Genomic DNA, 19,771 nt, shown 5'->3' on the forward strand with positions numbered 1-19,771 from the left:
ATCTATTTCGTAATTTTGCCAAAAATAAGATTATCCGTGGTTAAGATTGGAGATATAGAAGTTGGTGAGTTCCCGTTGCTTTTAGCACCTATGGAAGATGTGAGTGATCCTCCCTTTAGAGCGCTATGTAAGCAGCATGGAGCAGATGTAATGTACACGGAATTTATTTCCAGTGAAGGCCTGATTCGAGATGCGGCCAAAAGCGTGCAGAAGCTTGACATTTTTGAATACGAGCGACCAGTAGGTATCCAAATATTTGGAAACGAAATTTCATCTATGCGAGAAGCCGCTGCCATTACAGAAGAAGCAAACCCAGATATAATTGACATCAACTACGGTTGCCCAGTAAAAAATGTGGCTTGTAAAGGAGCCGGTGCTGGTATCTTGCAAGACATTCCTAAGATGGTGAGCATGACTTCTGAAATAGTAAAAGCGGTAAACAAACCTGTAACGGTAAAAACTCGCTTAGGTTGGGATGAAAACACCAAATATATTGTGGAGGTTGCCGAACGTCTTCAGGATGTTGGTATAAAAGCTATTTCCATACATGGACGCACGCGCAAGCAGATGTACAAGGGTGAAGCGGACTGGAGTTTAATATCTGCAGTAAAAAACAACCCTCGCATGCACATTCCTGTGTTTGGCAATGGCGATGTAGATTCTCCTGAAAAGGCGTTGCATATGCGCAATACTTACGATGTAGACGGTATAATGATAGGCCGTGCAAGCATTGGCTACCCTTGGGTTTTTAATGAAATAAAACACTTCTTTGAAACAGGAGAAAAACTACCTTCTCCAACTATTGCCGAACGTGTAGAAGCTGCTCGCCAGCATTTTGAGATGGCTCTAAAATGGAAAGGAGAGCAATTGGGAATTAAAGAAACGCGCAGACATTACACCAATTACTTTAAAGGGATAAAAGATTTCAAACCTTATAGAATGACTTTGGTAACCTCGGATGATGTTTCAGAAATTAGAGATACCCTGGACAAAATACCTCTGACCTTTAAAGACGAAATGATTCTTATCTAAACCGCAACTTCCCTTAGAAATTTATCCGTCAACCTGCGTGAAGTAAGCCATGATGCTATTCCGCAAATGGCGGATACCGTAATTAATACAAGGCCCACATCCGTCAACTTCAATTCCACCGGATAGTTATTTACCACATAGCTTTCACCAATTTCGAGGAGGCCAAAATGCTGTTGGGCCAAAACAAGCAGCACACCTCCCACCAAGCCAAAACCTGCACCGACAAAGCTGATAAGCAAACCCTCTTTAAAGAAGATACTTTGTAAAACTTTTACTTCTGTACCTAAGGCCCATAAGGTGCGCAGATGATCTTTTTTATCCAGCATCATCATACTTAGTGAGCCCATAATGGTAAAAGAGGCAATGGCCAAAATGAGTGCAAAAACCAGAAAAGTGAATAAGCTTTCAGTTTTCATCACTTTGAGAAATATCGCTTGCTGCTCATCACGATCTTCTACTTTGAATTTATCTCCAAGCAAGGTTTTAAGCTGAGACTTTACATCTTGTAAATCCGCTCCTTCATTTACCTTTACTTCTATTGACGAAAGTCCTGAAGGGCTGTCCAGTAAATTCCTGACAAAGGAAATAGATGCAATCATGTACTTCTCATCAAAATCTGGCTGAATACTAAACACCCCTGATGGATAAATGAGTTCGGAAGAAAAGGCTGTATTAAAATTGGACGCAGAAGCATTTTTACGCGGAACAAAAACCTGCACTGGATCCTGAAAAGCAACCCGCCCATAGCCCAGGTAATAAGTTACCCCTGCCCCTAATATAGCACGCGGAACGCCTTTGCTATTCAGTAAATCTTCTCCATGGGTAATGGCGTCCTCAATACGAGTAACTTTGGAATATGATGAGCTAACACCCTTTATGCTGGCGATGTATTCCTTCTCTCTAAAACCCAACAAAACACGTTCTTCCAGTATAAGACTGAAATCCTCCACTCCCTTGGTAGAGCCAATTTCATTAACCGGAATATCATTTTCTGAAAAATACTTCCCCTCGTTGAGGGAAATTTTAAGGTCGGGATCAAAAGTGTTGTAAAAGCCTTTTACCAAACTTTCCAATCCATTGAAAGCGCTCATTACTACTACAAGCGCCAATGTACCTACAAGAATACCAAAAATGGAAATTCCCGAAATCACATTCACAGCATTGCGTGTGCTCCGGGAAAAAAAATACCTCTTGGCTATGTAGGACGAAAAACTCACTTTATTGGGCTTTCGCCACCACCCTTCAATATTTTGTTAAGCGCTTCTTCCTGATCATAAGAATCATCTAAATAAAACACCAGATCCGGCATTTTGCGAAGCTGCCCTTCCAGCTTTTGCACCAAATTATTTTTGATAGCCGCCTTATTTTCATTCAGATAATCCACCACTCCCTGCTTATCTGTAGCAGGAAAAACACTCACATAGCATCGAGCCAATGAAAGATCGGTGGTAATGGTAACGCGGGATACAGTGAGCAACAACCCTTTAAATTGAGATTGCGCCATTTCGCGAAATATCTCGGCCAAATCCTTCTGAACCTGCCCGGCTACTTTTTTAAGTCTATTAGAATCCATGCGGCAAAGTTAGCGATTAGCAACTAGCGCTTTATCGAAAAGCTACTATATCCAACGCTTTTTATCTCTTCATGCTTTACATCGGATACCACAGATGCTGGGGACCCCTCATAACACCAGTTCAGTAAATTACTTAAAGCCGTCTCTTCACCCTCAGCATTTATCAAAACACTGCCATCCTTTAAGTTTTCTACCGTGCCCACGAGCCCAAGCACAGTGGCTTTTTCCTGCGTGTGTTTTCTAAAAAATACGCCTTGAACTTTACCTAAAACTTTTATTCTATAGGCTTTAAAATCTGTCATAATTCAAATTATAGATTCCAGTATTTATAACTTCACAATACGAAATAAAGCAATGCTGCAATAAAATTGTAAAAATCCGTGTGAAGCTTTGAACAAAACCAGCCTCTGATCATTATTATTTATATAAACCTTGATAAAATGAAACTAGATCCCCCACGTCACGACCCCTACTCTACTTTAGAGCAAACCAAAAGATTGCTAGAAGAGAAAGGTTATACAAATTGCTTTCAATTATCTTCAGATGGTGATCATATTGAGGATAAAAATGGCCATCAGTTTGGTATAAATGATGTAGCTTTAAATGGCACCTACAGATTTGTAAATAAAGACAATGAAGCAGAGTACGAAGTGCTTTATGCATTATCTACAAATACTGGGGTAGATGGATTTCTGCAGGATGGATTCGGGAAAAATAGTTCAGAGTCTATCAACAACTTTCTTCAGCGGGTTGAAAATCAAGAACAACCCAGGTAGTTCTATTAAATCATATTAATTTAAAAATCAGTAACAAAATGAGTGATCAATCAGGAAACGTAATCTTAGGAACCCTACTAGGCGCTGCCGTAGGTTTTGCAGCAGGTATTCTTTTGGCACCAGCCAGTGGAAAAGAAACTCGCGAAACATTGGGTGAAAAAGCCAACGAGGCTAAAGATGCCATTAATGACGTAGCTAGTAAAGCTATGAATTCATTAAAAGAAGTTAAAGAGTCTGCCGAAAGAAGCCTACGAGGAGAAACTGCCTTGGTGGAAAAGGAGGCTGGAAAATTGAAAAACGAGGTGAAATCCAAAATGGAAAACGCCTAATATCTATTTTTGATGGGCGCGAAATTCTTCGCGCCCTCAATTTAAATCAATGAACATCAAAGACATCATAAATAAACTATTTGGAGGCCTTCAAAAGTATTTTGATACTGAAAAGGAGCTAATCAAACTCAAAGTAGTGAAAGAGTTAGCCCGATTCCTCGGCATGGTCTTTAGCGCTATATTCATTATTACGATGTTTCACCTATGCGTACTTATGGTGGGAATGTGGATTGGATTCTTGCTTTCAAGTTTTTTTGACAATCATCTTATTGGATTTGGGATTACCACTGTAATATATATCATTTGGTTGATCGTTTCAGTCAAATACAAGAAAACTCTTTTAATAAAACCCTTTACGAACATTGTGATTTCTGCGATGACAGAAACTTCTAATAATGAAAAGATAGAAGATGAACAGCAGGGAGCTTGATAAACGTATAGAAGAATTGATGGCGGAACGTAACAGTCGTCATCAGTCATTTCTTACTACTTCGGATAAAACCAGGGATTTTGCAGGATCCATTCAAAACGGAATGTACTGGGGTCAAATGGCTATTGGTGTATTCCGCAAACTCACCAATTATCACTACCCCCCAAAAAAACGTATAAAACAAGTTTTAATCACCGTATCAGTACTTATTGTGGCAAACCTTATAAAAAAGACTCTCGTAAGTAGAACAAAAAAATAAACCATGGATAAGCAAGTAGATTTTGACATAAACAAGGCTTATGAATTGGTAACAGGCAAACTCGAAGCCTGGATTAAGACAGCGGTAGAAATGCTTCCCAACTTTGTGCTTGCTATACTCATTGTGGTAGCCTTTGTGCTTATTGGAAAGCTTCTCAAAAAACTTTTCGAAAAAATATTTCGAAGAATTACTGACAATAAAAGCCTGCAATCTCTACTAAGCAGCATACTTTATTTAGGCGTTGTCGCCATAGGAACTTTTATCGCGTTAAGCGTCTTACAATTAGATGGTGCCGTTACTTCATTATTAGCCGGTGCCGGTGTAATTGGATTAGCCCTAGGTTTTGCCTTTCAGGAAATAGCATCAAACTTTATTGCTGGTACCATGATGAGTATCCGCAAGCCGTTTAAAATTGACGACCTTATTGAAACCAATGACTTCTTTGGAATAATTCAACACATTCACCTTCGGACTACCGAATTAAGAACCATGCAGGGGCAAATTGTACAAATTCCTAATTCAATGGTTTTCAAGAATCCAATAATAAATTACACACAATTGGGTAAGAGAAGAATTGATATTTCAGTGGGGGTTACATATGGTGAAGACCTACCTAAAGCGAAAAAAGTGGCCAAAGAGGCTATTGAATCTTTAGAAGGGCTTACCAATGATGATGTAACAATTTATTACACTGACTTTGGCGGTAGCAGTATCAATTTTGTGATTCGCTACTGGATTCCTTTTACCAATAAACACTTTGAATACTTAGCCAAACAAGATGAAGGTGTGATTGGAATTAAGCAAGCATTTGATAAAAATGATGTGCCAATCCCATTCCCTATTCGCACCCTCGATTTTGGTGATGTAGATTTTAAATCAATTTTTAGCACCTACAGCAAACAGGTATCAACTACTCCTGGAAATTCTAGCTCTCAAAGTAGTGATAACTCTAATGGCGAATAGCCAATCTCTATATGAAAACATTCGGAAAAATTTTGCTAGGACTAATTGTCCTTCTAGTCATACTCAACTTTTTATTAGAGCCAATTGCGCTTAAATATGTAAACAAAACCCTCAATAATATTGAAGGCTATAGGGGTGAAGTGAAGGATCTGGACATTGCGCTTTGGCGAGGAGCTTACCGAATTGACTCATTGAAACTTGATAAGCTAAACGGAGATTTTCCAGAGCCTTTTTTTGCAACAGAAGCTATTGACATTTCCATAGAATGGAGAGCTCTTTTTAACGGAGCTATAGTCGGTGAAATAATTGTAGAGAAACCGAAATTAATATTTGCCGTAGAGCCAGATGGTGAAGAAGTACAGGCTGGTGAAGAGAATGATTGGGTGCAAACTGTAAAGGATTTGGTACCTCTTCAAATTAACCGCTTTGAGATTATAGATGGGAATATTCGCTACAAGGACTATTCACCTGACCCTAATGTAGATGTCGGGTTGACCAATTTTAATGTGCTTGCTACAAACCTTGGAAATGTGGTAGATGAAGGTGAACTTTTACCTTCTCACGTTGCAGTGAGTTCTAATACTTCAGGTAATGGAAAATTAAATGCGCAGATGGATATAAATGTGCTAAAAGAAATTCCTGATTTTGATTTTTCTATGGAAATAGACAAAATGGAGCTGACTTATCTGAAAGACTTTACTGATGCTTACGCCAACTTCACCTTTAAGGAAGGAAATTTATATGTATCTTCAGAAGTGGCTATGAAAGATGGAAAGTATGATGGGTACGTAAAACCGCTCATCAATAATGTATCCGTAGTAGATTTAGATGACAGTACTACCACCTTTTGGCGCAAAGCTTGGGAAGTAGTAGTGGGAGGAGTAATTGAGGTGTTTGAAAACCAAAAAAAGGATCAGTTTGCTACTAAAGTTCCTTTTTCAGGTAATATAAAGGATACAGACGTTGCCATCTGGACAACCTTGGGAAATATAATTAGGAATGCCTTTATTGAATCTTTTAATAAGAATATTGATAGCACAGTAAACCTGAAAAGTGTAAATGACGCTGAAGAAGACGAGGGCTTTTTCAAAACAATATTCAACGGGGATAAGAAGAACGAAGATCAAGCAAAAGAAAAGGGTAAGGAAGAAAAAAAATAAAACATGGCTCACTTCAAACATATAGTCATAGGTTCAGGGCAAGCCGGAGTTCCTTTGGCAATATTTTTGGCAAACCGAGGTGAGAGCACCCTGATAATCGAAAAAGATAAAGTTGGAGGAACATGTGTAAATACTGGTTGCACTCCTTCCAAAACCATGCATGAAGCCATTCGCAAAATTTATCATTCACAACATATTGAATACGCAGGTCTAACGGTTCAGAGTTCCTTTGACTTTGGAAAATTGATGAAGCACGTTCGGGATATTCGCAATACCTGGAGTGAAGGTTCTACAGACAATATTGAGAATACCGAAAACCTGACACTAGCTCGAGGTCGTGCTCATTTTATTGATGATCGAACAGTAAGTATCAGAGGATTTAATCTAATTGATGAGCAGCATACTGCGGACTTCTTTTATATAAATACTGGTGCACGCCCGCGCATGCCAGAAGTAGAAGGATTAAATTCAGTGGGTCCCCTTACCAATCGAAACATTTTTGAACTAACCGAGCAGCCAAAATCACTTATAATAATTGGGGGAGGATACATTGGGCTAGAGTTTGCGCAAATGTTTGCCCGCATTGGCACTTCGGTTTCTGTGGTAAATCATGGGGATAAAATAGTCGGTCGAGAAGATGATGATATCATTGAACTTCTTCAGAAAAAACTGGAAGAAGAAGGGGTTACTTTTTATCTAAATAAATCTCCTGAAAAGGCTACTAAAGAGAGTAATGGAGTAAGCTTGACACTGGAAGGTGGTAAAACCTTAAAAGCAGACAAAATACTTGTAGCTGCTGGACGTATTCCAAATTCTGATCACCTAGGGTTAGAAGCTGCCGGGATAAATGTGAATGATAAAGGAGTAATTGAAGTGAACGAAGTTTTGGGCACTTCGATAGAACATATTTATGCTTTAGGGGAGGTGGCAGGCACACCACAATTTACCCACATGGCCTACGATGATTATCGTGTGGTAAAAGCTAATATTGAGAAGCCAAAAGTTAGAAACACTTTACATCGCACTGTTCCTTACACGCTTTTTACTGATCCTCACCTTGGCCGCTTTGGCTTAAATGAGAAAGAGGCTAAAAAGAAGAATTTAGATTACAAATTGTATGAAATGCCAATGTCTTCTGTAGCGCGTGCTGCTGAAAAAAACGAACCCTACGGTAAAATAAAGGTACTCTGTGATCCTCAAAGCGAAGAGATTCTTGGAGCATCCATTTTGGGTGTGGATGGCGGAGAAATGATGACAGTACTACAAATGGCTTGTTCAGGAGGCATTACTGCACCTCAACTGCAGGAATACATTTTTGCCCACCCACTGCTGGCCGAAGGTTTCAACAACCTTTTTATTTCATAAGCCAGCGAATCATCTTCAAAGCAAATTTGCCATAAGGCGGATATTTCATTGCTAAATCAAACCAGGTTGCGGTTTTCATAATCCCTTTTTTGTGCGAAAAAGTATCAAAACCTGATTTACCATGATAGCTGCCAAAACCACTATTTCCAACACCTCCAAAAGGCAGCTCAGGATTGCTAAGATGTACAAGAGCATTGTTTACTGCCCCGCCTCCAAAAGCTACTCTTTCAATAAAGCTCTTTTCAAATTTGCTATCTGAAGTAAAAACGTATAGCGAAAGAGGATTAGGATTTTCAGCAATCACAGTCTTGGCTTCTTCAATGCTTTCAAAACTTAAAATGGGCAGCACCGGTCCAAAGATTTCATTCTGCATAAGCTTATCATCCATCTTTACATCGGTAATAAGCGTGGGCTCTATTCTCAGTTTTTGATGATCGGCTTTACCTCCAAAAATGATTTTCCCTTCAGACAAATATTCTAACTGTGATTCGAAATGCTTCTTGTTGATAAGACTGGCCAAATGCTTACTACCTAGAGGCTCATCGCCATAAAAATCTGTAATTACATTTTTCAGATTTTCGACAAACTTGTCATAGACCTCATAATGCACCAAAAGATAATCTGGAGCAACACATGTTTGCCCCGCATTTACCCATTTGCCAAAAGCTATTCGCTTTGCCGCAACTTTTAAATTAGCCGTTTTATCAATGATAGCAGGGCTTTTTCCACCGAGCTCCAACGTAACTGGGCTAAGGTGTGGAGCTGCCATTTCTGCGATTTTCTTTCCTACACCGGTACTCCCCGTAAAAAATACATGGTCAAATCGGTGATTGTTTATCAACTCTGGAACTACCACATGCCCCTCGCCTTCAACCACGGCCAATAGACCCGAATCAAAGTTTTCACCAATCATTTTACTAATAAGAGCTGCAGTCTTGGGCGTTTGTTCTGGCGGCTTTATGATAGCCGTATTTCCCGCGGCCAGCGCAGCCACCACAGGAGCCAGCGCCAATTGAAAAGGGTAATTCCAAGGACCAATTACCAAAGTTACTCCCTTGGGGTATGGCAAAATGTAGCTCTTAGAAGGCCAACTAGTAAGCGGGCTACTTACTCTTTCCTTCTCCATCCATCCGCTCAGATTTTCTAAAGTGAAATTTATTTCTTCAAGCAAAAAGCCTACTTCTGTGGCATAACCCTCAAACTCTGGTTTGGAAAAATCTTGCTTCAACGCATCCAAAATTTGTGGTTCATAGTCAACCACCACATCCTTCAACTTTTTGAGTTGATCTTTTCTAAACTTATAGGAAAGAGTAGATCCGCTCTCAAAAAATAATTTTTGGGATTGATATATAGCTGCTATTCTTCCAGGTAACTCTGGTGATGGATTAGTCATTGCAAGTAATATTTTAAAATTTAACCAAAAGGTTAGAATCTTGTTCTAAAATAAAAAGGCTACTCCAATATTAAGCCAAAAGACAAGATTAGCCCTCTACCGCAAAAAGCTCTGAAAAGCGTGGGTAAACATCATCAGAAGATGTAATGGAAGTATGGTCGATTATGGTAAGACTTGGCTGATCTATGGCAATATGCTTGGCTGTGCTAGTGTGCGAAGAAACCACCAAAAAGGCTTCGCCTCTATTTTTTGACTTTCCCTTTCCGTTGAGTATACGCTGAATAGCATCGCTGCCGCTAAGAGCATTATCAGCTGTGCACATTTTTAATGATCCGCTGTGTACCCCACAAGAGTCAAGAATAAACCGAGTACCTATCTCCCAGTAATCGCTCACCAAATAATATTCCCAGTCTTTTCTTTTTTCAATGCTTTCAAATACGTTTTGAACACCTGGCCACACGTCAAACATTTCCTCTTCTTCAATAAAAAGCTTTTTCAGGTTTTCCCTAAAAAGGGCGCGAACCTCATCATACTCTTCATTGGATGGGAAGCGTCCAAGATTGTTTCTAAAAACATTGATAAGCACTCCGCTACAGTTCTCATTCCAGCTAAGATCCTGCTGGTCAATCGGAGTTTTGGTAATCGTACGCAAAGCCTCCATAAGGCATTCGCGAAGGGGAATATTATCGTATTTTATTACGGCCGGAAGGTCAAAAAATACACGATTCATGAGTGAAAATGTCAAATGCGATTTTGGTGACGCAAATGTAATTTAATTCCTACCCTCAGCTATGTTAAATTTACCTAATTGCAAATTCCAAGCGCATGGTGATTGTTGCCGTTTTCTTTTTAGCATAGGTGTTATACGTTCCTCCCCAACTATAATCTTCGTTGCTGTTTTGGGCAATTATTTGAAAAACTCCCATGCTGGCCTCTTTAAGGTTTCCCAGCGTTGCACTGGCATTTTCTGCAATTCGCTCTGCTCTTAAACGGCCGTCTTTAGTAGCCGCAGAAATCATTTCAAGTTTGAGATCTGAAAGACCTGTATAATAAAACTGAGGCGAGTTTGAATTAAACTCCACACCTTGATTGATAAGCTCTGTAACCTCACGGCTTATATTCTCCACTTTATCCACCTCTTTTGATTCTATCTTTACCGTTTGGCTCAATCTGTACCCTCTAAAAACCCGGTTGCTGTTGCCATTTTGTAAATACTCATATTCATAATCTTTAGAAATATCTACCGCTGAAAATACCAACTCAGCTTCCTTTACCCCTTGCTCCACAAAGTACTTACGAATAATTTCACGGTCAGCATCCAACTTGGCATAAGCTTCTTTTAAGTTCATCTCCAGTCGGCTAAAACTTCCGCTCCATACAATCAAGTCGCTTACAAAGTCCTTTTTACCAAGTCCCGTAACTACGATGGTGTCATCATAATCATTCCGTTGCTTTATGCCGCTTACAGCAATTATGGCAGTAATTACCAAAGCTAAACCGATGGCTATAGCGGCTCCTATATTTTTCATATTTCTTTTAATTTCGTTTCCACCTCTGACGAGCTTTCCAGTGTTTTGTGCACCGGACATTTATTGGCAATTTGTAAAATTCGCTCTCGTTGCTTTTCATCCAAATCGCCCTCTACCTCTATTATCCTGATGAACTTTCCAATCTTGCGCTCTTCGCTATCGCAATGCTTTATATCTTCAAAATAGCTGTTGTCATAACTCAAATGAACCTTCACTTCTTTTAGCGGCCAATCTTTTCGATTAGCATACATTTTTATGGTCATGGCGGTACAAGCACCAAGACCAGCCGACACTAATTCATAAGGGCTAGGACCTAAATCCTCGCCACCAACACTCTTTGGCTCATCGGCCAAAATGTGATACTTTCCTGCTAATATTTCTGTTAAAAATGGGCCATCATTCAATCGAACAACAACTTGCTCATCTGTTTCAAGAGCTGCCGCTACCCTAGCAGGCGCATACCTCTGAACCCAATTGGCAATCATATCTCCAGCATAAGCAGAATCCGAAGGGTAGCTCAATAAATGATCGGCTCCATCTAAGCTTACAAAGCTTTTGGGATGGTGTAATTTTTCATACAAATGACGCGCATTGGCAATACCAACGGTATCATCTTGTGGAGAGTGCATTACCAAAGTAGCCTTTCCTCTCAGCTCTTTTATCAGCTCATCTACTTTAGTGTTTTCAAGGTCTTTTACAAACTGATCTTTTATAGAAAACTCTCGGCCCGCCAATAGAACTTTAGCTTCCCCTTTTTCCTTTATCTCCTCTATACTTTCCGTAAAAAGCTTAGTCACATGGTCAGGTTCCGAAGGAGCCCCAATAGTAGCAATCGCCCGAACCGAATCCATTTTGGCACCAGCTATAAGCACAGCTGCACCACCCAAGGAGTGACCGATAAGCAATGTAGGCTCCTTGTGGTTTTCCTTTAAAAACTCAGCAGCAGCAAAAAGATCATTCACATTGGAAGTAAAGTTGCTGTCGCTAAAATCGCCACCACTTTGACCCAAGCCTGTAAAATCAAATCGTAAAACACCCCATCCTTTTTGCGTAAGCGCCAAAGCAATATTTCGCTCAGATTTTAAATCCTTACCACAGGTAAAACAGTGCGCAAAAATGGCAAACTGATCAGGTCGCTTATCTAACGGCAATTCCAGCTTACCTGCCAATTCTACTCCTTCTTTGTTTTTGAATTTTACCTTCTCAGATTTCATACTTTCAATGTTTTTTTACTCCCTACTACTGACTACGTACCCTTCTGCTTTCAGCAACTCAAGCACTCCCATTTCACCAGGCAGATGCAAGGCTCCAACCGCTATAAAAGCCTTTCCTTCATCCAACAAAGGTTTAAGCTTTGGAATCCACTTTTTGTTTCGGTCATCCAGCAATAAAGTCATTTCACCCATCGATTCGTCCCAATCCTGACTTAGTTCCCATAGTTTATCCAAATCCTGTTTTTGATAGGCATCCAAAATCTCTGCACTCAAATCATCTTCTAACTCCGCTTTCACATTTTCTACCAAAGCTGCTGCTTGCTCTTCCACCGTTTGGCTATCAAAAAGAATTTCAGCTTGCTCCATGGCGGTTTCCAATGGCACTACTTTCTTACCCTTCTCTTTTCCATCCTCCGCAAAAAATAAGTCTATCGGTGTTCCATCAAAAGTGAAATCTTTAGGAGTTACCTCCTGCGCTTTTGCTACAGAATACATCGTAGAAAGCATGATGGGTTTTACATTATCAAACTGTGAAATGGGCATCCCAATGATGGGCTCTATTTCTTGCTTTAGCAAAACATAATCTGCGCTATCTACCAAGCTCTTCAAAGAGTTATCAAGCATCATCGCCTTCATGGCCACCATCATCATTGCCGATGAATCAAGCTCCGTTTCTATCACTACAGTTTCTGATTCTTCATAAGCTTTTTTCACAGGAGCATTTTCATCCAAATACGCTGAGCCAATTAAATGATACGTCCCAAATATGTAGGAAGTGGCCTGGGTTTCCGGGTTTTCTATTTTCCATAAAAGGGACGACTTTTGGGCCTTTGTAGGCAAAACTACAAGCAACAAAACTGCCATTACAGCTAAGCTTCCTGCCCATTTCCCCCACCTATTTTTTATATCCATCTGTTCCATTCGGTTACCATTTTGTTGTGCGACCACTTTTTGATAGCTGACAAATTACTCAATCCAAGAACACTATTTAAGGCAATCGGATACTTTAAAGTTTTCTGTAAAGTGTAGCCCGTTTTTATCTCACTTTTATAATACCTGTACATGTGTTCTTGATAGTGCGTCATGTTATAATCTTTGTCCTTCAAGGCCTGCACAATATGCTCGGAGCAAATCCGTGCCGACATCATGCCCGGGCCAATACCCTTTCCGGTAAAAGGCTCAATCATTCCCGCAGCATCGCCAATCAATGCAAATCGCTCGCCAGCAATTTGCCGCTTGGGCGTAATTATGGGCAAACCCCAGCCTCTGGTTTTTTCCAAAGGTTCAGCTTCCGCAAACATCCTTGCCACCTTCATATTGTTTTCAATCACATGATCGAGCATTTTCTTGAGGTTTACTTTTTTATCAGAAATAGCGGTGCTCACCATCCCTAATCCAACATTTGCTTCATTATTACTAAGTGGAAATGCCCAGAAATATCCAGGCAGCAATTCTTTATCAAAAAAGAATTCCAAGTGATTCCCATCATGGAATCCTTTCACATTTTTGTAATAGACACGTAGTGCCCCTATCAAATGCTCCTTCTCACGAAAGTGCTCCAAACCCAAATGACGTGTCACGATAGGCTTTTCACCTTCTGCTCCAATTATCATTTTGGCCTTTATTACATGCTCTACACCTCCATTGACATAAGTTACATCCACACCTGCATCATGGCGGATAATTCCTATTACTTCGCTTTCGTTTAAAAGTTTGCCGTATTCATCAGTAAGGTTTCGAACCAAAAAATCATCAAGATCTAACCTTCGAGAAGTGTAAAATGGCGCCATAGGGAAGCCATTATCCCTAAAGTCATAGCGCAACTCTTTGCCATTTGAAGCATGAAAACAAAATCCCCAGGAAGCCAACATTTCAGACTCTTGAGTAAATCGCTCTTGCAGCTCAGGACTAATTCGCTTCAGCACATTGAGCACATCTACGGTAATGCCGTCACCACATATTTTATCTCTGGGAAAACTGCCCTTATCAAGAACTATATGGTTTATTTTTTCCTTGGTCAAAAAGTGAGAAAGCGTAGCCCCAGCTGGCCCCGCGCCCACTATACAGATTTCTGTATCCATTGTAGTTTATAACGTTATTTTTGAGTCAATTGCCTCGTTCCGTTTGATGGCTCTACTTGGCAAATCTATTCATCAGGCCAAATTACCAATCTATCCTTTGGTATTATCCATTCAACGAATTGATATTTTCAAGCGCTTATTGCGTTCTATTTTTAACCCCAAGTTCAAGTCAAGAAACATGGAAAAACTTGCTTCAAAGCAAGTAAAATATTGTGGTAACTCGGCTATAAGCCGCAAATATCACACAAGTTAGTTTAGTTGAGAGAGGTTTAGTTGAGCACTAAATCTGGTCCAAGATTTGGGAGGAGTCACACATCAAGGACCACAAAGCCCTGGAGTAATCCGGGGCTTTATCATTTATACCCTATTGGCTCGATGGTCTCCCCATAATTTTCTCTACATTTGACATAGTTTAGTTGAGAGAGGTTTAGTTTAACACTAAATCTTAGGCCCATTGATTTGGGAGGAGTCACATATCAAAGGCCGCATAGCCCCGAAGAAATTCGGGGTTTTCTTTTTTACAATACACTGTACATTTGCCACATGAGCTACCTCTTTTTAAAATCTCTTCACATCATTGGCTTTGTAAGCTGGTTTGCAGGAATATTCTACATCGTACGCCTATTTGTATATCACCGCGAGGCCTGGGATAGAAATGACGAAACGGGCACCATCCTGCGTAAGCAGTATGAAATAATGGAAGGGCGCCTGCTAAATATCATTCAAACACCCGCCATGGTAATGACTTTGACCGGGGGCCTTGGCATGCTTATCATCAACCCTTCCTGGCTCAATCAACCCTGGATGCACGTAAAGCTCACCTTAGTAATTGGCCTCATTGCCTATCACTTTAGCAACTATCGTCAAATGAAAAAACTGCGCACCGAGCCTACCTCATTCAGTAGTTTTGGGTTTAGGCTTTACAACGAGTTGCCCACTCTCGTTCTTATCGCAATAGTGATGCTGGCCGTGTGGAAAAACCTTCAAGGACTGTGGTTAGGTTTCGGACTTTTACTCATGCTTGGTGTAGTATTTTTTATCGTAGCCAAATTGTATAAAAAGAGCCGCGAGAAGAAGGTTTAAGCACATAACAGTGGATTCTACCTGATAGTATTTTCTCTTTTCTACATCATCATTTTACTATGTAAATGAGTGCTGGAAAACAATACTTTTATACCAAATAAAATTATTGAATGAAGCTCCTGATTGTAGAAGATGAACCTAAAGTAGCGGCCTTTTTAAACCAGGGTTTATCCGAACAACGTTTTGAAACCGATGTGGTTTATGATGGTCAAATGGGCTTGAAGATGGCTCAACGAAATTCCTATGACATCATTCTGCTGGACATAATCATTCCTTACATCAATGGTATCGAACTTTGCAAAAGCATCAAGGAGACTCACCCAGATGTGCCCATCATAATGCTTACTGCCCTTGGCACTACTGATGATAAACTCACAGGGTTTGATGCCGGAGCGGATGACTATTTGGTGAAACCTTTTGAGTTTAAAGAATTGCTTGCCCGCATTAGAGCATTACTAAAACGCAGCACCGGTCAAATGAGCGTGGGCAACAAAATAAAGGTGGCAGATCTTGAACTGGATTTGGACAAGAAACGGGCTTTACGAAACGAAAAAGTGATTGAGCTTACCGCTAAAGAATTTTCGCTTTTAGAATATCTCATGCGCCACAAAGGGCGTGTGATTTCAAGGTCAGAGATTGCAGAGCATGTATGGGAAGTAACCTTTGACACGGGCACTAACGTGGTAGATGTATATGTAAATCTTCTACGTAAAAAGGTGGATAAAGATTTTGACACCAAACTCATCCATACCAAAATTGGCTCCGGGTATATTCTTAATGCCGAATAGCGATGCAAATCCGGAAGAAACTTACCTACCGATTTATTGCCATTGTGGCCTTCATTCTGTTCTTCTCCTCATTGGCTATTTATATTTCATCAGCCGATTATCGTAGAGATGATTTTTATAACCGCCTGCTTAACAAAGCCCGAAACACTGCCAAGTTACTTATAGAGGTGGAGGAAGTTGACGCCAAGCTTTTGCAACGGATGGAGCAGGACAATCCTTCAAGTCTGCCAGAGGAAAAAATTGTGATTTTCAACTACAAAAACCAACGGATATTTAATACTGGTGAAAAAGGAGTTTTAAAAATATCGCAAGAGCTAATTGACCAAATACGACTGGAAGAAGAGGTGCGCTATGAGGAAAATGGCTACGAAGTGGTAGGCTTTATGTTTGCCGACACCTATGATCGCTTTGTGGTAATAGCTGCCGGAAAGGACATTTATGGATTGAGCAAACTTCGAAACCTTCGAAACATTTTACTTTTTGTTTTTGCGATAAGCATCATCATTGTTTCCATTTCGGGATGGTTATTTGCCGGCCAGGCGCTCCATCCTATTTCTAAACTTGTAGAGCGTGTAAATAATATTAGTATTACCAGCCTCAATCTGCGGCTGGATGAAGGTAAAAATCAGGATGAAATATCACAACTGGCTCATACTTTTAATCAAATGCTAGAACGACTCGAAAAGGCGTTTAAGATGCAAAAGAACTTTATCGCCAATGCATCTCACGAACTTCGCACTCCACTCACTGCAATTACCGGGCAGCTGGAGGTTGTACTAATGAAAGACCGCAACGAGGAGGAATACAGAAATACGATGGCATCCGTATTGGATGATATGAAGAGCCTCAATCATACTTCGAACCGCCTTCTTCTTTTGGCGCAAGCCAGCTCTGAAACTTCACAGGTAGATATAAAACCAGTGCGCGTAGATGACTTACTTTGGCAAGTGCAGCAAGAGCTCACTAAACGCAACACCGACTACTTCATAGAGATTGGTTTTTCTGAAACGATGGAAGATGAAGCGCAGCTTACCGTTATCGGAAATGAGCAGCTATTGAAAACCGCAATTTCCAATTTGGCTGAAAACGGATGCAAATATTCAGATGATCATAAGATGGAAATCTTTGTACTTCCAAAATCAAAGCACCTCCATATACTTTTTAAAGATCATGGAATTGGAATAGCCAAAGAAGAACTCAAGCATATCTTCGAACCCTTTCACAGAGGTACAAATGCACTGGGTTATAAAGGCCATGGTATTGGATTATCCTTGGTAGATCGTATCGTACACCTGCACAACGGCAAAATTGACGTCACCTCCGCCCTCGGACAAGGCACCACATTTACCCTCATTATGCCCTACTCATAATTTTAATCGCATTTTAATTTCGTTTTAATTCCGTCCTAATTCCACGGGCGCACATTTGCTTCAGAAAATAACACAACAATTAATTTTTCTAAGCAATGAAAACAACAGACAGAAGAAATAAAATTATAGCGGCTACTTCTACCGCACTATTTTTTGTTGCGCTTATCGCAATGATGATAATTCACGATTCTAACCGTTCACTTGAAGAAATGCTGAATGGTGCCAAATTGAAAAATGAGACTGTGCTTTCTGAAAAGCTGGCTCTGGATAAAGAAATAAATGATTACAAAAAGCAGCTGGCTGCCTTACAAGGCAAAAATAAAGAGCTGGATAAGTTTTTGGCTACGGCCAATGCCGATCTTGCTAAAAAGGAAAGTCAACTGAAAGTAGCAGGCAAGAACACTTCAAACACCAAGGAACTAGCCAACCTGCGTAAAATGCGTTCTGACCTCGAAAATCAAGTTTCAGCCCTTGTAGCACAAATTGCCAGCCTTGAAGGAGCTAACAGTGACCTTACCCAGCAAATAGCTAGCCTTACAAACAAAAATCAAGACCTTAAGTCTAGTAATGATTTAATGAAAGCTTTTGCTGCAAACAACTATCGCATGGAAACCAGCCGTGGTAAAAGCGAAAAGCTGACTGTGGTGGCTCGTAAAACCAAAAAGCTGAAAATGGGCTTTGACCTTCCTCAGAATGTGGTGGAGAATGTACAGTTCAAAATCACCATGCCTGACGGTAGCGTGATAGATAAGGAGGAAGATGGACTTACCGCCACCTTGCTAGACATAGAAGATGGATCAGACCTGATGGTAAGCTTGGAACCAATGGGCGACTTTGAAGTAACGAGACGTATCGAAATGAAATATGAGCCTAAAAAGAAGCTAAGTAAAGGTGTGTACACCATAGACATCTACAACGGTGACACCTACATGGTGAGCTGCCAGGTAAAACTTAGATAGGCTCTTAAAAAAGCAAAGTAGCAAGTAGTTAATTTAGGTAAGTGGGAAGAACCCTCTCAGTAAAACGAGAGGGTTTTTTTATTGGAATAAATGTCACGTCCTGAAATAGCGTTACACAAATTTGTAACCTTATGAAAGACAATGGCTACGTAAAGCGTACACAAAAAGATTACAGCTTAAACTTCAAGCTGCAAGTTGTCCAAGAAATAGAACGGGGCGAGTTAAGTCAGCATGGAGCAGTCCGAAAATATGGCATTCAGGCTCGCAGTACTGTGCTGAGTTGGTTAAGAAAGTATGGTAACTTTGATTGGGAAAATCAAACTCCAATACAAATGCCCAAAACTCCAGAACAAAAACTGATGGAACTAGAGCAAAAAGTTCGGCTATTAGAAAAGCAGAAAAAGCAGCTGGAACATCAAATAGAACGAGCCGACAAAAAGGCGATCATCTTTGATATGATGATAGATATAGCCGAGAAAGAGTACAATATTCCAATCAGAAAAAACTCCTTACCCGAACAGTCAACCAATACAAAGAACACTACCAAGAAAGCCTAACGGCTACCTGTAGATTGTTCGGGTATAGCCGTCAAGTTTATTATCGCGCCATTAAAGCCGAAGAAGCCAAAAAGCAACGTGCGCAAAAAGTAGTATCACTCGTGCAGGAAAAGCGCATGTCCATGCCTCGGCTAGGCACACGTAAACTTTACCACTTGCTACAGCCAGAGCTGCAAGCACTGGGCGTGGGTCGCGATAAATTGTTCCACATTCTAAAAGCAAATCACATGTTAATACAACCCAAGAAATCATACCATATTACCACCAACTCACACCATAGGTTCCGCAAACACAAAAACGTGATTGCAGACTTACCCATTACCCGGCCAGAGCAGCTTTGGGTGGCCGATATAACTTATGTGGGTACCCGAGAAAACCCCATGTACCTGGCTCTAGTTACCGATGCCTACTCAAAAAAGATAGTAGGCTACAATGTATCAAACAGTTTGAGTGTGGATGGTGCGCTATCTGCCTTAAAGCAAGCTATCAAAAATCGAAAATACCCTAGCCAACCTCTGATCCATCACTCAGACAGAGACCTACAATATTGTAGCACCGATTACCAAAAACAACTGGCTAAAGCCAAAATAACCTGTAGCATGACAGAGTCTTATGACCCATATGCCAACGCCATAGCGGAACGTATAAACGGTATTTTAAAGCAAGAATTTATTGAAGTAGTAAAGGCCGATAAACTAGACATCATGAAGCCTTTGGTGGAAGACAGTGTAAGCATTTATAATAAACAAAGGCCACACCTCTCCTGCCAAATGAACACTCCAGAACAAATGCATAAACAAGATCAGGTCAAAATAAAATCCTATAAAAAACAAAACCTTGGTGAAGCTAGCTTCACCAAGGTTTAATTACTATGTTTAATCTATATAAAAACCTGTATCGGTTATTTAGG

Annotated in this window: 22 protein-coding genes and 1 pseudogene; 14 read left to right on the plus strand and 9 right to left on the minus strand. The window is 40.3% G+C overall.

The features are described from left to right. Window positions 1-36: 36 nt before the first annotated feature. Window positions 37-1,032, plus strand: coding sequence for a tRNA dihydrouridine synthase DusB (dusB, locus tag OWEHO_RS10090; RefSeq protein ID WP_014202372.1), 996 nt, complete (start codon window positions 37-39; stop codon window positions 1,030-1,032). On the opposite strand, the gene OWEHO_RS10095 is transcribed toward dusB, so the two are convergent. The 3 genes from OWEHO_RS10095 to OWEHO_RS10105 form a co-directional block, all read right to left on the minus strand. Further along, window positions 1,029-2,183: an ABC transporter permease gene (locus OWEHO_RS10095; RefSeq protein WP_143764569.1), complete on the minus strand. Its 1,155-nt coding sequence runs from the start codon at window positions 2,181-2,183 to the stop codon at window positions 1,029-1,031. The two genes, dusB and OWEHO_RS10095, sit on opposite strands and share 4 nt — an antisense overlap. A gap of 62 nt (window positions 2,184-2,245) precedes the next feature. Beyond that, window positions 2,246-2,605 carry a ribosome-binding factor A gene (locus OWEHO_RS10100; RefSeq protein ID WP_014202374.1) on the minus strand — a complete coding sequence of 120 codons (360 nt, stop codon included), beginning with the start codon at window positions 2,603-2,605 and terminating at the stop codon, window positions 2,246-2,248. A gap of 23 nt (window positions 2,606-2,628) precedes the next feature. Beyond that, window positions 2,629-2,907, minus strand: coding sequence for an acylphosphatase (locus OWEHO_RS10105; RefSeq protein ID WP_014202375.1), 279 nt, complete (start codon window positions 2,905-2,907; stop codon window positions 2,629-2,631). A gap of 138 nt (window positions 2,908-3,045) precedes the next feature. Here OWEHO_RS10105 and OWEHO_RS10110 point away from each other — a divergent pair, with 138 nt between their 5' ends. The 7 genes from OWEHO_RS10110 to OWEHO_RS10140 are packed head-to-tail and all read left to right on the plus strand — an operon-like array spanning window position 3,046 to window position 7,887. After that, a complete protein-coding gene (locus OWEHO_RS10110) occupies window positions 3,046-3,381 on the plus strand; it encodes a hypothetical protein (RefSeq protein ID WP_014202376.1) in 336 nt (111 codons plus the stop codon). A gap of 38 nt (window positions 3,382-3,419) precedes the next feature. Next, on the plus strand, window positions 3,420-3,710 hold the full coding sequence (locus OWEHO_RS10115; protein ID WP_014202377.1) for a YtxH domain-containing protein: 291 nt from the start codon (window positions 3,420-3,422) through the stop codon (window positions 3,708-3,710). Between the two features lie 49 nt (window positions 3,711-3,759). Continuing rightward, window positions 3,760-4,140 (plus strand): hypothetical protein, encoded by a 381-nt coding sequence (locus tag OWEHO_RS10120; RefSeq protein ID WP_014202378.1) that lies wholly within the window; start codon window positions 3,760-3,762, stop codon window positions 4,138-4,140. Beyond that, window positions 4,121-4,399, plus strand: a complete 279-nt coding sequence (locus tag OWEHO_RS10125; protein ID WP_014202379.1) for a hypothetical protein — start codon at window positions 4,121-4,123, stop codon at window positions 4,397-4,399. Before OWEHO_RS10120 ends, OWEHO_RS10125 begins: the two co-directional genes overlap by 20 nt. A 3-nt stretch (window positions 4,400-4,402) precedes the next feature. Beyond that, entirely contained in the window at window positions 4,403-5,362 is a 960-nt protein-coding gene (locus OWEHO_RS10130) for a mechanosensitive ion channel family protein (protein WP_014202380.1), read from the plus strand. 11 nt (window positions 5,363-5,373) lie between these two features. Further along, window positions 5,374-6,522 (plus strand): DUF748 domain-containing protein, encoded by a 1,149-nt coding sequence (locus tag OWEHO_RS10135; protein ID WP_014202381.1) that lies wholly within the window; start codon window positions 5,374-5,376, stop codon window positions 6,520-6,522. Between the two features lie 3 nt (window positions 6,523-6,525). Further along, on the plus strand, window positions 6,526-7,887 hold the full coding sequence (locus tag OWEHO_RS10140; protein ID WP_014202382.1) for a dihydrolipoyl dehydrogenase family protein: 1,362 nt from the start codon (window positions 6,526-6,528) through the stop codon (window positions 7,885-7,887). Here OWEHO_RS10140 and OWEHO_RS10145 read toward each other — a convergent pair. From OWEHO_RS10145 to OWEHO_RS10170, 6 genes are all read right to left on the minus strand, one after another. Continuing rightward, window positions 7,877-9,280, minus strand: a complete 1,404-nt coding sequence (locus OWEHO_RS10145; RefSeq protein WP_014202383.1) for an aldehyde dehydrogenase family protein — start codon at window positions 9,278-9,280, stop codon at window positions 7,877-7,879. The genes OWEHO_RS10140 and OWEHO_RS10145 overlap by 11 nt on opposite strands. An 88-nt stretch (window positions 9,281-9,368) precedes the next feature. Beyond that, the gene (locus OWEHO_RS10150) at window positions 9,369-10,010 is read right to left on the minus strand and encodes a hypothetical protein (RefSeq protein ID WP_014202384.1); all 642 of its coding nucleotides are present in this window, start codon (window positions 10,008-10,010) and stop codon (window positions 9,369-9,371) included. Window positions 10,011-10,080: 70 nt separating this feature from the next. Then, window positions 10,081-10,809 carry an SIMPL domain-containing protein gene (locus OWEHO_RS10155; RefSeq protein ID WP_014202385.1) on the minus strand — a complete coding sequence of 243 codons (729 nt, stop codon included), beginning with the start codon at window positions 10,807-10,809 and terminating at the stop codon, window positions 10,081-10,083. Beyond that, complete coding sequence (locus OWEHO_RS10160; protein ID WP_014202386.1) at window positions 10,806-12,023, minus strand: bifunctional alpha/beta hydrolase/OsmC family protein; 1,218 nt, start codon at window positions 12,021-12,023, stop codon at window positions 10,806-10,808. The genes OWEHO_RS10155 and OWEHO_RS10160 overlap by 4 nt, the downstream gene beginning before the upstream one ends. Window positions 12,024-12,038: 15 nt before the next feature. Continuing rightward, window positions 12,039-12,944, minus strand: a complete 906-nt coding sequence (locus OWEHO_RS10165) for a TraB/GumN family protein (RefSeq protein WP_014202387.1) — start codon at window positions 12,942-12,944, stop codon at window positions 12,039-12,041. Beyond that, the gene (locus OWEHO_RS10170; RefSeq protein ID WP_014202388.1) at window positions 12,926-14,104 is read right to left on the minus strand and encodes an NAD(P)/FAD-dependent oxidoreductase; all 1,179 of its coding nucleotides are present in this window, start codon (window positions 14,102-14,104) and stop codon (window positions 12,926-12,928) included. The genes OWEHO_RS10165 and OWEHO_RS10170 overlap by 19 nt, the downstream gene beginning before the upstream one ends. Window positions 14,105-14,647: 543 nt before the next feature. Between OWEHO_RS10170 and hemJ the strand changes: the two genes are divergently transcribed. The 6 genes and pseudogenes from hemJ to OWEHO_RS10205 all read left to right on the plus strand — a co-directional run. Continuing rightward, on the plus strand, window positions 14,648-15,187 hold the full coding sequence (gene hemJ / locus OWEHO_RS10180; RefSeq protein WP_014202389.1) for a protoporphyrinogen oxidase HemJ: 540 nt from the start codon (window positions 14,648-14,650) through the stop codon (window positions 15,185-15,187). A gap of 110 nt (window positions 15,188-15,297) precedes the next feature. Next, window positions 15,298-15,975, plus strand: coding sequence for a response regulator (locus OWEHO_RS10185; RefSeq protein WP_014202390.1), 678 nt, complete (start codon window positions 15,298-15,300; stop codon window positions 15,973-15,975). Window positions 15,976-15,977: 2 nt separating this feature from the next. Further along, window positions 15,978-17,345, plus strand: coding sequence for a sensor histidine kinase (locus OWEHO_RS10190; protein WP_014202391.1), 1,368 nt, complete (start codon window positions 15,978-15,980; stop codon window positions 17,343-17,345). Window positions 17,346-17,440: 95 nt separating this feature from the next. After that, on the plus strand, window positions 17,441-18,304 hold the full coding sequence (locus OWEHO_RS10195) for a hypothetical protein (protein ID WP_014202392.1): 864 nt from the start codon (window positions 17,441-17,443) through the stop codon (window positions 18,302-18,304). A 131-nt stretch (window positions 18,305-18,435) separates the two neighbouring features. Further along, entirely contained in the window at window positions 18,436-18,861 is a 426-nt protein-coding gene (locus OWEHO_RS18650) for a helix-turn-helix domain-containing protein (protein WP_014201344.1), read from the plus strand. Further along, window positions 18,858-19,727: pseudogene (locus OWEHO_RS10205) on the plus strand (IS3 family transposase); the annotation flags it as partial. The gene OWEHO_RS18650 and the pseudogene OWEHO_RS10205, both read left to right, overlap by 4 nt. Between the last annotated feature and the right edge of the window lie 44 nt (window positions 19,728-19,771).

It is taken from the genome of Owenweeksia hongkongensis DSM 17368, from assembly GCF_000236705.1.
In the GTDB taxonomy this organism is placed as follows: Bacteria; Bacteroidota; Bacteroidia; order Flavobacteriales; family Schleiferiaceae; genus Owenweeksia; species Owenweeksia hongkongensis.